The sequence below is a fragment of the Enterobacter cloacae complex sp. IR5450 genome (assembly GCF_049238665.1).
Taxonomy (GTDB): Bacteria; Pseudomonadota; Gammaproteobacteria; order Enterobacterales; family Enterobacteriaceae; genus Enterobacter; species Enterobacter hormaechei_C.
Genome location: NZ_JBMKIC010000041.1, coordinates 20,629 through 32,561 on the forward strand (window position 1 = coordinate 20,629; position 11,933 = coordinate 32,561).

Below are 11,933 nucleotides of genomic sequence, written 5' to 3' on the forward strand. Positions count from 1 at the left end.
CTCGCTTCTCAGATGAAGTGCTTACGCAAACGTTGAGAGAGGAAATCCAGCAGGCTGACGGTGACGATGATTAGCACCATCAGGGCGCAGGTTTGCTGGAACTGGAAACCACGAATCGCTTCCCACAGGGTGACGCCAATGCCGCCTGCGCCCACCATGCCGACTACGGTGGCGGAGCGAACGTTGGACTCGAAGCGGTACAGGGAATAGGAGATGAGCAACGGCATCACCTGCGGCAGGACGCCGTACAGGATCTCTTCGATTTTGTTCGCTCCGGTTGCCCGGATGCCTTCCACCGGGCCGGGCTCGATGGCTTCAACCGCTTCGGAGAGCAGCTTGGAGAGCACGCCGGTGGTGTGGATGAACAGCGCCATCACGCCCGCGAACGGACCCAGGCCGACGGCGACCACGAATAGCATCGCAAAGACCATTTCGTTGATGGCGCGACAGGCGTCCATCAGGCGGCGCATCGGCTGGTAAACCCACCATGGCACGATGTTTTCGGCGCTCATCAGGCCAAACGGAATGGAGAGGATCACGGCGAGGGCGGTGCCCCAGACGGCAATTTGCAGGGTGATCGCCATTTCACCGAGGTAGTCCTGCCACTGGCTGAAGTCCGGTGGGAAGAAGTCGGCGGCGAAGGTCGCCATGTTGCCTGAGTCCCTGAAGAGCAGCAGCGGATCCATCTCCGCGCCCTTCCAGGAGATAACGAGCACCGCCAGCAGAACAGCCCAGCTTATGAGCGAGAACCAGCTGCGTTTTGGCGGCGGGAGGGTGATGGTTTGCATGTTGGCTCCTTTGGGTTTAGTCCCCTCTCCCTTGAGGGAGAGGGAGAAAGGCGTTACTGCACCGCTTTATTCACGCTGGTCATGGCGCCGAGCGCGGCGGTCAGGCGGTCGAGATCGTCCAGCTGCGCCTGAATTTCCGACACTTTGCTGGTCTTCTCTTCGTCCTTCAGGCCTTTGTTGTCCTTCACGCCCTGCATCTGCTTGAACAGCGCCAGCTGGCGAATCGGCACCAGCTGCAAATCGCTGGACGCGCGGAACGGTGCCCAGCCCAGACGTGCCAGAACCGCTTTCTCTTCCGGCGTTTTGCCGTAGTTCATAAAGAAGTCGTAGACCTTGTCCTTGGTGTTCTCGGAGAGGTTTTTGCGCCACACGATCGGGTCGCCCGGGATCAGCGGTGATTTCCAGATAACCTTGATTTCCTTCAGCTTTTCCGGCGCGGAGGTCTTCAGCTTGTCGAGGTTTTCAGTGTTGTTGGTAGCAACGTCAACCTGCTTATTCGCCACGGCCAGGGCATTGGTTTCGTGGCTGGCGTTGACCGTGCGCTTAAAGTCGCTGGCGGAGACGTTGTTTTTCGCGAAGACGTAGTAGCCAGGGACGAGGAAGCCGGAGGTAGAGTTCGGGTCGCCGTTACCAAAGGTCAGCTCTTTGCGTTTGGCGAGCATGTCGTTGAGGTTGTTGATCGGGCTGTCTTTGTTAACAATCAGCACGCTCCAGTAGCCCGGAGAGCCGTCTGCCGCAACGGTCTGGGCGAACACCTGGCCGTTCGCGCGATCTACCGCTTCCATAGCAGAGAGGTTGCCATACCAGGCGATGTCGACTTTGTTGAAGCGCATTCCCTGAATGATGCCCGCGTAATCCGGGGCGAAGAACGCGTTCACTTTGATCCCCAGTTTGGTTTCCATATCTTTCAGGAACGGTTCCCACTGGGGTTTCAGGTTCTGCTGTGATTCTGTCGAAATGATGCCAAAGTTCAGTGCTTTTTCCTGCTCCTCGGCGTGGGCCGGGCTTAACAGGGTGCTGATGCTGAACATGCTGGTGAAGGCCAGCGCGGCAACCGTTTTATAGCTCATTTCCATTCCTCGTTATGGGTCGTTATGCAGCCTGCGCGCGCTCTTCGACGCGGTTTACGCTGCGGTAGAGATGGTCAAAACGTTCGTTATCAAACTGGTGGCTTGCGCCATCAAAGAACACATGTCCCTGACGCAGGGCGACGATGCGCTCGCAGTAGCGCAGGGCGTAATCCACCTGATGCAGCGTCACCACCACGGTGATGCCGTCGTTCTGATTGATGTCGCGCAGGGTTTCCATCACGATGCGGGCGGACTCCGGATCCAGCGAGGCGATAGGTTCATCGGCCAGGATAATTTTGGCTTTCTGCATCAGGGCGCGGGCAATGGCGACGCGCTGCTGCTGTCCGCCGGAGAGCGTGGAGACGCGCTGGTGGGCGAAATGCGCCATGCCGACGCGGGTCAGCGCCTGTAAGGCTTCTTGCTTCTGGGATGGGGAGAACCAGCGCAGGCAGGTGCGCCAGAACGGGGTGCTGCCGAGCGCGCCAATCAGCACGTTCTCGAGCACGGTCAGGCGGTTCACCAGGTTGAACTGCTGAAAGATATAGCCCGTCTGAGCGCGGCTTTTGCGAATATCGCTCGCCAGACGCCCCGCATGTTGCACGGTGTTCCCCAGCAGTTCGACGCGGCTTTCCGGCGTTTTGTCACAGGTAATCAGGCCGCTCAAGTGACGAAGAAGGGTGGATTTACCTGAACCAGACGGCCCCAACAGCGCCACCATTTCGCCCTGCTGGACGGTCAGATCTACGGCATGCAGCGCCTTGTTGTGATGGAAGGTTTTGCTCAGTTTCTCGACGCGAATGACAGTTTGCATGTGCCCGGCCTCACGATAAATGTGGCCTCATGCTGGCGCATCAATATGACATTCAGGTTAAGTGTTGGTTGCGGGAGTTTGAAGAGTTGAGGGGAGTTTGATGACAATCACCCTAGGCCCGGCCAGCGCAGCGCGACCGGGCGCTGTTGCCGGATGCGCTGCGCTTATGCGGCCTATGATTTAACGACGTTAATCATCCACGGCACGCCGTATTTATCGGTGACTTTCCCGAATCCGTGCGCCCAGAAAGTCTCCTGCCAGGCCATTTCGACATTGCCGCCATCAGAGAGGTTGTCGAACCAGCGTTTGCCTTCATCCACGTCCTGCGTGTCGAGCACCAGCGTAAATCCGGCGTACTGCGTGCTGCTACCGGGTGGCAGACCATCGCTCATCATGATATCGCTGCCGGCAATGCGGACATTAGAGTGGGCGATGGCGGTATCCGGGAAGTTCATGCCTGACGGACAGCCTTCTTCGCTGTTTTCGTCTTTGGGCATTTCGCCGAAGGTGATTTTGTAGAGGAGTTCTGCGCCGACGGCCTGCTGATAGAAGGCCGTCGCCTCCGCACAGTTGCCGGCGAAAGAGATGTAGGGACTTAACGGCATAATCTTTACCTCACGTAAGAAAAGCCCGTTAAGTGTAGTTCCCGAACGCCCGGTAAGCGAAGCGTCACCGGGCGGGACAATCAGTTCTTTTTCACGAACTCAGATTTCAGTTTCATCGGACCGAAGCCGTCAATTTTGCAGTCAATATTATGATCGCCTTCAACCAGACGGATATTTTTAACTTTAGTGCCGATCTTCAGCATGGAGGAGCTGCCTTTTACCTTAAGATCTTTCACAACGGTAACGCTGTCGCCGTCTGCCAGCAGGTTGCCATTCGCGTCTTTCACGATCAGCGCATCGCTGTCCTGCGCAGGCTCCGCATCGTTCCATTCATGGGCGCATTCCGGGCAAACGAACATGCCATTGTCTTCATAGGTGTATTCAGAATTGCATTTCGGGCAGTGTGGAAGTTGCATGTGGGTATCCTCAAAAGTGTTAACACGCTGGAAAACGCCAGCTAAATGACGGCAGTGTGCCGAAAAAGGCAGCGAGTATAACGCAAATCCCCACTTTTGTCGGTGATATTGTTTTATAAAAATAGCGCATAAATGCGCAAGCGATGACACGAACTGTCAGTGAATTAAGGGAAGCGTATGCCCTGAACGGCAGAGATCGTAATCATGCTAAATGTATCGAATATTTTATTACAGCAAATTGCTACGCTGTGCCATTTCGGATAAGGTGAAGGAACAAGCCGTTATTTATCTACCCTCCTCTGACGACATACATCTTTTGGCGTCAGGGAATACCTCTCTTTTTTGGTGGGTAAATAACGATGATATATCCTGATGTTTCCTGAAAATGCGTTTTGTCTATTCACTTTTGGCTTTCTGGCCAGGGGATGTTTTACACGTATTACGAGGGTGGGTTTTAAATTCTCATTATCTTCAGTTAGTTGTATTAAATGAACATGTTTTCCATACGTGATCATATAAGCCTGAAAAGTATAATTAAAACATCGTGGCTTAATAAAAGTAATAAATTTGCGTTAAGGGAAGGCTTTTATCATGCACACACAGACCATATTTGAATTAAGCCAGGAAGCTGAACGTTTGTTACAGCTCGCTCTGAACAATCTTGATTCATTAAAATCTATGCCGATTGCAAAGCTGGATAGCACAACCGCTGCCATGAGCGGCGTTAATAACAACGTTTTGCCATTGCATTTTAGCGCACGAGGTGTCGACGCTCAGCAGGCGATGCTGAATAATGAATTACGCAAAATAACCCGCCTCGAAATGGTACTGGCGATTGTGGGTACCATGAAAGCGGGAAAATCGACCACCATTAATGCGATTGTGGGCACGGAAGTGCTGCCGAACCGCAATCGTCCGATGACGGCGTTTCCCACGCTGATCCGCCATACGCCGGGCCAGAAGGAGCCGGTGCTGCATTTTTTGCACGTTTCGCCCATCGATACCCTGATTACCCAGTTGCAGAAAAAACTGTGCGATAAAGATCGCGGCAAGCTGGCGCGGCGTCTGGAAATCGACAAGGACATGAATACGCTGCTGGAGCGCATAGAAAGAGGTGAGGCGTTTGAAAAACATCACCTGGGCGCGGAGCCCATCTTTCATTGTCTGAAAAGCCTGAACGATCTGGTGCGGCTTTCTCAGGCGCTGGGCGTGGAGTTTCCGTTCTCTGAGTATGCCGCGATTGAACATATTCCGGTGATTGAGGTGGAGTTTGTGCATCTCGCCGGTCTGGATGCGCACCTGGGGCAACTGACGCTGCTCGACACGCCGGGGCCGAACGAGGCCGGTCAGCCGCACCTGCAAAAAATGCTCAATGAGCAGTTGGCGCGCGCCTCCGCCGTTCTGGCGGTGATGGACTACACCCAGCTTAAATCCATTTCTGATGCTGAGGTTCGTCAGGCAATTTCGGCTGCCGGGAAATCCGTGCCGCTTTACGCCCTGGTCAACAAATTCGATCAGAAAGATCGTAATAGCGACGATGAAGAGCAGGTGCGGGCGATGATTTCCGGCACGCTGATGAAAGGGAATATTTCTCCGGGGCAAATTTATCCGGTCTCTTCCATGTGGGCCTATCTGGCAAACCGCGCCCGCTATGAGATGAACGTCCATGGGCGCCTTCCCGATCATCAGGATCAGCGTTGGGTACAGGATTTTGCCGAGGCCGCGCTGGGCCGCCGCTGGCGAACGGCCGACCTGGACGATATTGACCATATTCGCCATGCGGCGGATCTGCTGTGGGAGGATTCGCTGTTCGAACAGCCCATCCGCAAACTGATTTACGCGGCTTACGCCAACGCCTCACTGTTCGCTTTGCGGTCGGCATCGCATAAGCTGCTGAACTATGCGCAAAATGCCAGAGAATACCTGGACTTTCGCCATCAGGGACTGACGGTCGCTTTTGATGAGCTGGAGCTGAATATTGCGCGCCTGGAAGAGGATATGACGATGCTGCGTCAGCGGCAGAGCGTGGTGAGCGATGAGGTCCAGCATGAAGTTGAAGAGGCGCTGAACGCAACGGATGCTTTTCTGCTTCGCCAGAAAGATGAACTTCACCAGGCGCTGGGCGACATTTTTAGCCGCCCGTCTATTCTTGACTTAGCAGGCCGCGAGCCATCCAGTTTGCGTGAAGACGACGCGGATGCGATCCAGCAGCTGGTGCTTGACGATGAAGGGCAGGCGCAGATTGTCCTGAGCAAGATCCGATCGTCATGCGAGCAGATTATGCTGAATGCGCAGAGCAGAATTGGCCGGGAGCTGGCGTTACGCTTCGATCAGCTGGAGTCTACGCTCGCCCGATCGTTGAATGAGGCGATGCGACCCATCGAGACGCGAATTAAGGAGCAGCTCAGTCATGCCGGATTTCGGGCGCGGATTAGCTTCCCGGCGTTTCAGGCAAACCAGCTTAATTTCAATACGCGCGGGTTATTTAATGATGCCATTGTGCAGGACACCCCTCCCGCCAGTCAGCCAGCAGGGGCAGGCAGCGTACGTAATACCGTCTCGCGCTGGCTCAATAATCCCGGCTGGGGCTGGGAGGAGTATGTCGTGACGCGCACACGCTATGTCATCGACATCGCTCAGCTTCATGGCAAATTTACGCAACATACCGATCAGTTTTGCGATCAAATTCGTAAAGCTTTGGCCGCGCAGGTCGATGTCTCTGTTACGGCAGGTATGGCAACGTTCTTTGCAGAGTTTTCGTTGTGCCTGACCGGGTTACAGGAAAGCTTGCGTGATAGCCTTGCCGTTCGGCAGCAGAATGAGCATTCAACCCGGGCGCTTAGCCAGTTGTTGAAGCAAAGTATGACCACTGCGGCGTGGATTCAGGAAGATACCCGACTGTTACGCGATGATATTCAAACCTTATTCGCGGCAGAGCAACCATGACAACACAGCTACTGGACGGTCCCGGGCGGACGCTGGAGTGTATTCATCCAAAATTTATGGTCGATTTGGTCCAGGGGGCGGATGCTGCACGTCACGCCCTCCTGGGGCCACAGCAACTACAATTTCGTGAGCGTTTGACGCAGGAGATCATTACGCAGACCCGGCTGCGGCCGTGGGCAATGGCGGGAATGCTCAACGAAAATGCAGCACTGCGGCTGGGTCTGGCGGAGAAACTTGCCGGTATGCTCGACCCCGGACACCTTGCGCTGACCCGTATGTCCGACAGGCTGGTAGCCCTGCGCCAGCAGGTGAATCCACGCCTCCCTCAACCTCCCGGATTGTTGCAACAGTACGAGGAGCTCTCCGCACATTTCAACCAGCGTGCCGCCTATAAAGAGAAAGCGCTCGCGCAGCGCGGTCTTACGGTTCAGGCGGGTGAGCACAGCGAGCAAATTTTTACCCGCTGGCGAGCCGGGCAGTATGACGGCTGGTCGCTGGCTGGCCGCTGCTTTATCGTGCTGGAAGAGTTGCGCTGGGGGGCGTTTGGCGATGCCTGTCGTCTGGCGAATAGTGATGTGGCGGCCATGCTGAAAGATAACCTGCGCAGCATGGCCGCAAATTATCTGGCACAGGAGATTAATGCTTCTCCCACCACCCGGCATTTTTACCATCAGTGGCTGACGACGCCCGCTTCTCCCGGTCTGATTGATTATAAAGATATGCTGGGCTGGCTGGGGGACTGGTGTCAGGCGGAAAAACATCCGGTGAGCTGGTCAGTGACGCAGAGCTGGCAAACGGTCGCGCTGGGGATGCCAAGACTCTGTTCGGCAAAACGGCTGGTGGATGGCATGGTGGAAGAGATATTTGGTACGTGATTGCCCCCTCTTTTTAAAGAGGGGGCGAAAGGGTTAGTGGTGCATTTCTACCGCTTCATGTTCTGTCCGGGTCTCAGGCACATGCCCAAAGCGTCTGGCGTACAGTGCCGTGATGATAGGGACCAGAATTGCCGTCACAATCACGCTGGCGGCAACCAGAGCCGTGGCGGAAGCGGCTACGGGTTCAAAGGCCGGGTTAATCTGGGCGATAATCACCGGGTTGGCTACCGCAGCGCCTGCGGCCGAAGAGGCGGCCACACCCGCGGTTCCGTTGCCGCCCCCGATGACGCGGTCTGCAATAATCAGCGGAATACCCGTGATGACGATGACGGCAACACCCAGCACAATACCCAGCAGGCCGGTTTCCAGAATTACGTTCAGGTTGATGGTATTGCCCAACGCGAAGCCGAAGAACGGGATCAGTACCGGGGTGGCTTTGCTGAAGAAATCGCGCAGATCGTGATCGAGGTTACCCAGCGCAAAACCAATCAGGAACGGCAGGATCGCCCCGACAAAATGGTGTAGTTCAAAGGAGGCAAGGCCAGCAGAACCCAGAATCAACATCGTCATCAGTGGACCCGACTCCAGGGACATCAGCACGAACGCGCCCGATTCTTCTTTGGTGCCATATTGATTCATCAGGCTGGCATAGAGACCGCCGTTGGTCATATCCATTGCTGAGACAATGGCCAGAACGGATAATCCGGCGAAGAAGCCAGTCTGAATTCCATTCTCCGGAATGAACATCGCACAGATCATGGCAACAACCCAGGCGACCGCAATTTTAGTAATGACCAACGTCCCTGATTTACGTAATACCGTACCTGTTGCACGCAAGTTAATAGATGCGCCGATGCAAAAGAACCAGACTGCCAGAATCGGTACCGTTCCGGTGATCATACCTTTTGTAAAACCGCCAAAATAAGCACCGGTATTCGGGGCCAGCGTATTTAATATCGCGCCAAGTACCAGCGGGACCAGCATCATCCCGCCCGGGATGCGTTCTATAGTTGCTTTAATCTTCATCATTAACCCTCACATCTCGCCCGCGTGGCTGGCGGAAATCTCAAAAAATAGATCAACAAATTCAAATGATTGCCTTTTTGGAGGCCAATCGATTCGTTACTTATGCTGTAAAGTGAAATTAAGGCGTTCAGTATTCCTTCATTTGAAAGCCGCTGAGATATCGTGTTCGGATTTATCATGCGATCTTTGGAATTGCGATTCAATCAAAACGAAACGCTGTTTTAGTTATCTCCGTCACATATTGAATGGAAACAGGATTGCCCACGATTAATAATTAAATTTTGTGTAAATTCGCTGTGAAGAAATGTGATTGTATTTTGTTTGGGAATGAATAATAACGGGCGTTAAGATCTGTTTGATAAGGGGGTTGAGAATGACCTTATTTATCGTGAATTGACAAAAGCTGAAGGCATCTTACGAACAGGAAAAATATATGTGAAGTTGATCACATATATAAACGCTGGTAGGGTAAAAAGGTCTTTAACTGCCCAGACAGGCGTCAACAGGTTCGGTTGTATTGAGGTAAAACGTCAATGTAAGTAAACCTGCTACGCTTGAATAAGGAGATTCGCATGGAGCGGATCTCTGGTTCACAGCTTGCAAAATGCGCTGTGAAACGGACGGGGCTGAGTCTACGAGGAAAGCTATGCTTAGAAGGAAAAAAGTAAAACCCATCACGCTGCGCGATGTCACCATTATTGATGACGCGAAACTGCGCAAAGCGATTACAGCGGCCTCGCTCGGTAATGCGATGGAGTGGTTCGATTTTGGTGTTTACGGCTTTGTGGCCTATGCACTTGGTAAAGTGTTCTTCCCCGGTGCCGATCCCAGCTTGCAGATGATTGCCGCGCTGGGTACGTTCTCCGTTCCCTTCCTGATTCGCCCTCTTGGTGGTCTTTTCTTCGGCATGCTGGGTGATAAATATGGTCGCCAGAAAATCCTGGCTATTACCATTGTCATCATGTCGATAAGTACATTCTGTATCGGCCTTATTCCGTCGTATGCGACTATTGGTATATGGGCGCCGATTCTGCTGTTGATCTGTAAGATGGCGCAGGGCTTCTCCGTTGGCGGCGAATATACCGGTGCATCGATTTTTGTCGCCGAATATTCTCCGGACCGTAAACGCGGCTTTATGGGCAGCTGGCTGGACTTTGGTTCGATTGCCGGATTCGTCATGGGCGCGGGGGTTGTCGTTCTGATCTCAACCGTAGTGGGTGAAGAGAACTTCCTTGACTGGGGCTGGCGTATTCCGTTCTTCCTGGCGCTGCCGCTGGGCATCATTGGGCTTTACCTGCGTCACGCCCTGGAAGAGACGCCTGCGTTTCAGCAGCACGTTGAAAAGCTGGAGCAGGGTGACCGTGAAGGGTTACAGGATGGCCCGAAAGTGTCGTTCAAGGAGATTGCGACCAAACACTGGCGCAGCCTGCTGACCTGTATTGGTCTGGTGATTTCCACCAACGTCACCTATTACATGCTGCTGACCTACATGCCGAGCTACCTGTCGCATAACCTGCACTACTCGGAAGACCACGGTGTGCTGATTATTATCGCCATCATGGTAGGTATGCTGTTTGTGCAGCCGATTATGGGTCTGTTGAGCGACCGCTTTGGCCGTAAGCCATTCATTATTCTCGGCAGCGTCGCCTTGTTCGCACTGGCAATTCCGGCCTTTATTCTGATTAACAGCAATGTGCTGGGGCTGATTTTCGCCGGTCTGCTGATGCTGGCGGTGATCCTCAACTGCTTCATCGGGGTGATGGCTTCTACGCTGCCGGCAATGTTCCCGACGCATATTCGCTACAGTGCGCTGGCGGCAGCCTTTAATATCTCCGTTCTGATTGCGGGCCTGACGCCGACACTTGCTGCTTCACTGGTGGAGAGCACGCAGAACCTGATGATGCCTGCTTACTATCTGATGGTCATTGCGGTGGTCGGCCTGATTACCGGTATTACCATGAAGGAGACGGCGAATCGTCCCCTGAAAGGGGCAACGCCTGCGGCGTCTGATATTCAGGAAGCGAAAGAGATACTGCGTGAGCACTACGATAATGTAGAGCAGAAGATTGAAGATATTGACGCAGAGATCGAGGCGCTTCAGAAAAAACGTTCTCGCCTGGTTGACCAGCATCCGAGAATTAACGAGTGATAAAAAAACCCGCCGCTGGCGGGTTTTCTTTTATTAGCATCCTGCGGCGATGTAGTCGCCGCCAGCGCTGACGGGGATCACCGTCAGGAACAGGACCGTCGCGAACAGTATCAGAACAACCCCTCCGGCAATTTTGACCATCGGCATTATCCAGTTCAGGGACGTGCCGCCACCAAACCAGGCTACTATGCGTTCACGTGCGTAACGTACTGCCAGCGACAGCCCCATAATCGACAGCGCCGTGCCCAGCGACATTGTCATCACAGCAGCAATCCCCCAGCTAATAATGCCGAGCGCATTCGAGAACATCAGGATCATAATTGCCCCGCTGCACGGGCATGCGCCTATGGCCAGCACCACGCCCAGACGGGTTTTCCAGTCGCTTTTAGCCAGATCCACCCCTACGCCGTGATGGCCGCAGCCACAATGTTCATTATGCTGGTGAAGCGGCTTGATGGCGCTAATCGCCATTTTGCGCGGACGCAGGCTGCTGAGCGCCTGATAAATGATAAATGCACCGAAGGCGGCAATCAGTAGGGCGCTGATTTTCTCGACGTACCAACGGCTGGTGCTGATATCCCCTGACGCGAGGTTCAATCCAACCGCCAGGATAAAGACAAAGGCGATTGCGCTGACGCCCTGCATCAGGCTACCGATAAACGGTACGACGCGCGCCGCGAGCTGGCTCTCTTTATTGGTGGTGAGATACGTGGTGACGATGAATTTGCCGTGTCCCGGTCCAACGGCATGGAGTACACCATAAAGAAACGCACCGGTTAACAACCACAGCCCACCGCTGTACTGATGATTATTAAGTTGCAGCAAATACATCACCAGATAACGGTGCAGGGTGATCTGGGTGGCGAGGCACCACTGAATAAAAGCATTCCAGTGCTCATGCAGTGCAAAACCTGCCATAAGTAACACCAGCACGGCGAGCCCGGCGGTTGGGAGACGGCAGTCACGTTGAAGTCGTTGTGTCGTCATGAGGTTGACCCGCGAGAGAAATATTTGCCGCTAGTATAGTGTTCAAATCGCTGGATCACACCGGGATCGTCAATGGATTGTGGATAAGTCTGTGCGTAAAAAGGTATAAGGCGGGGTTTTGCTGGGGAATACAGCAATCAGTCATTTTTTTGCAACTTTTCTGTTGCGGTCGCTCGGGAACTCCCTATAATGCGCCTCCATCGACACGGCGGATGTGAATCACTTCACAAACAACCCGGTCGGCTGAAGAGAAAAAATCC

The 11,933-nt window shown here is 53.9% G+C and carries 10 protein-coding genes; 3 read left to right on the forward strand and 7 right to left on the reverse strand.

All coding sequences use genetic code 11. The annotated features are described in order from the left end of the window. Window positions 1–8: 8 nt before the first annotated feature. The 5 genes from phnE to ACOTYB_RS21915 form a co-directional block, all read right to left on the reverse strand. Entirely contained in the window at window positions 9–788 is a 780-nt protein-coding gene (phnE, locus tag ACOTYB_RS21895) for a phosphonate ABC transporter, permease protein PhnE (protein ID WP_023302942.1), read from the reverse strand. Window positions 789–841: 53 nt separating this feature from the next. Then, window positions 842–1,858, reverse strand: a complete 1,017-nt coding sequence (phnD, locus tag ACOTYB_RS21900; RefSeq protein WP_045350749.1) for a phosphonate ABC transporter substrate-binding protein — start codon at window positions 1,856–1,858, stop codon at window positions 842–844. A gap of 22 nt (window positions 1,859–1,880) precedes the next feature. Then, on the reverse strand, window positions 1,881–2,669 hold the full coding sequence (phnC, locus tag ACOTYB_RS21905; protein ID WP_003860210.1) for a phosphonate ABC transporter ATP-binding protein: 789 nt from the start codon (window positions 2,667–2,669) through the stop codon (window positions 1,881–1,883). A 173-nt stretch (window positions 2,670–2,842) separates the two neighbouring features. Beyond that, a complete protein-coding gene (gene yjdN / locus ACOTYB_RS21910; protein WP_003860208.1) occupies window positions 2,843–3,274 on the reverse strand; it encodes a VOC family metalloprotein YjdN in 432 nt (143 codons plus the stop codon). Between the two features lie 80 nt (window positions 3,275–3,354). Next, window positions 3,355–3,690, reverse strand: coding sequence for a zinc ribbon domain-containing protein YjdM (locus ACOTYB_RS21915; protein ID WP_003860206.1), 336 nt, complete (start codon window positions 3,688–3,690; stop codon window positions 3,355–3,357). 591 nt (window positions 3,691–4,281) lie between these two features. Between ACOTYB_RS21915 and crfC the strand changes: the two genes are divergently transcribed. Further along, on the forward strand, window positions 4,282–6,636 hold the full coding sequence (crfC, locus tag ACOTYB_RS21920; RefSeq protein WP_421765883.1) for a clamp-binding protein CrfC: 2,355 nt from the start codon (window positions 4,282–4,284) through the stop codon (window positions 6,634–6,636). Next, on the forward strand, window positions 6,633–7,511 hold the full coding sequence (locus tag ACOTYB_RS21925; RefSeq protein ID WP_003860203.1) for a diguanylate cyclase regulator RdcB family protein: 879 nt from the start codon (window positions 6,633–6,635) through the stop codon (window positions 7,509–7,511). The genes crfC and ACOTYB_RS21925 overlap by 4 nt, the downstream gene beginning before the upstream one ends. 33 nt (window positions 7,512–7,544) lie before the next feature. On the opposite strand, the gene kdgT is transcribed toward ACOTYB_RS21925, so the two are convergent. Next, window positions 7,545–8,537 (reverse strand): 2-keto-3-deoxygluconate transporter, encoded by a 993-nt coding sequence (kdgT, locus tag ACOTYB_RS21930; RefSeq protein ID WP_045343510.1) that lies wholly within the window; start codon window positions 8,535–8,537, stop codon window positions 7,545–7,547. Window positions 8,538–9,183: 646 nt separating this feature from the next. Between kdgT and proP the strand changes: the two genes are divergently transcribed. Beyond that, entirely contained in the window at window positions 9,184–10,686 is a 1,503-nt protein-coding gene (gene proP, locus ACOTYB_RS21935; protein WP_003860199.1) for a glycine betaine/L-proline transporter ProP, read from the forward strand. Between the two features lie 33 nt (window positions 10,687–10,719). Here proP and ACOTYB_RS21940 read toward each other — a convergent pair whose 3' ends face one another. After that, complete coding sequence (locus tag ACOTYB_RS21940; RefSeq protein WP_220153511.1) at window positions 10,720–11,673, reverse strand: nickel/cobalt transporter; 954 nt, start codon at window positions 11,671–11,673, stop codon at window positions 10,720–10,722. Between the last annotated feature and the right edge of the window lie 260 nt (window positions 11,674–11,933).

Coding starts and splice junctions, on each gene's coding strand:
- phnE (WP_023302942.1), bottom strand. CDS start 788: ATGCAAACCATCACCCTCCCGCCGCCAAAACGCAGCTGGTTCTCGCTC.
- phnD (WP_045350749.1), bottom strand. CDS start 1,858: ATGAGCTATAAAACGGTTGCCGCGCTGGCCTTCACCAGCATGTTCAGC.
- phnC (WP_003860210.1), bottom strand. CDS start 2,669: ATGCAAACTGTCATTCGCGTCGAGAAACTGAGCAAAACCTTCCATCAC.
- yjdN (WP_003860208.1), bottom strand. CDS start 3,274: ATGCCGTTAAGTCCCTACATCTCTTTCGCCGGCAACTGTGCGGAGGCG.
- ACOTYB_RS21915 (WP_003860206.1), bottom strand. CDS start 3,690: ATGCAACTTCCACACTGCCCGAAATGCAATTCTGAATACACCTATGAA.
- crfC (WP_421765883.1), top strand. CDS start 4,282: ATGCACACACAGACCATATTTGAATTAAGCCAGGAAGCTGAACGTTTG.
- ACOTYB_RS21925 (WP_003860203.1), top strand. CDS start 6,633: ATGACAACACAGCTACTGGACGGTCCCGGGCGGACGCTGGAGTGTATT.
- kdgT (WP_045343510.1), bottom strand. CDS start 8,537: ATGAAGATTAAAGCAACTATAGAACGCATCCCGGGCGGGATGATGCTG.
- proP (WP_003860199.1), top strand. CDS start 9,184: ATGCTTAGAAGGAAAAAAGTAAAACCCATCACGCTGCGCGATGTCACC.
- ACOTYB_RS21940 (WP_220153511.1), bottom strand. CDS start 11,673: ATGACGACACAACGACTTCAACGTGACTGCCGTCTCCCAACCGCCGGG.